This window comes from Psychrobacter sp. 1U2, from assembly GCF_051847575.1.
In genome coordinates, this window is record NZ_JBPYDC010001024.1 from 1 (window position 1) to 737 (window position 737).

Annotated in this window: 1 protein-coding gene; it reads left to right on the plus strand. The window is 41.0% G+C overall.

What is annotated here, in order from left to right; genetic code table 11:
- Positions 1-173: 173 nt before the first annotated feature.
- On the plus strand, positions 174-737 hold a 564-nt coding region (folP, locus tag ACS8FD_RS20160; RefSeq protein WP_439277175.1), incomplete at its 3' end, for a dihydropteroate synthase.

Below are 737 nucleotides of genomic sequence, written 5' to 3' on the forward strand. Positions count from 1 at the left end.
GGGCTTTTTTAATGGTTTAAAATTTTTGGTAGCGACTAGCAATACTAATCATTAGTACTATAAGCGACAGACATCTCGCTAGATTATGTGTTTGTTCTACTATTAGATATAATTATGATCTTTTATATGACAGAATATATTATTTATAAAATATAATCATTGATGGATGAGTTATGTCATTATTCGACCCTTTACCAGCTTATACGCTATATGGTCCTACGAAAAAGCTAGATTTATCTCAGCCCCATATCATGGGTATTTTAAATGTGACGCCGGACTCGTTTTCGGACGGTGGCCAGTTTAATGCTATTGATAAAGCAGTTGAACATTGTCAGTATATGCTTGAATCAGGAGCAACCATCATTGACATAGGAGGCGAATCTACTCGTCCAAATGCCGACTCTGTGGCGACTACTGAAGAAGTATCGCGTGTGGTCCCAGTCGTTGAGGCAATAAGGCAACAACTTGGCGAGGAAGCCTGGCTATCTATTGATACCAGTAATCCTATAGTTATACAAGCCGCTGTTGAGGCAGGCGCAGATATTTGGAACGACGTACGTGCTTTAAAACGCGAAGGTGCAATTACAATGGCAGCCAAACTTGATGTTCCTGTAATGCTTATGCACATGCGTGGTGAGCCAACGACGATGGGTAGTTTGGCGCATTATGATGATATAGTCAGTGAAGTGAGTGCTGAGTTGACGACTCGTATCGATGAGGTAATAGCTTTCGGCGTT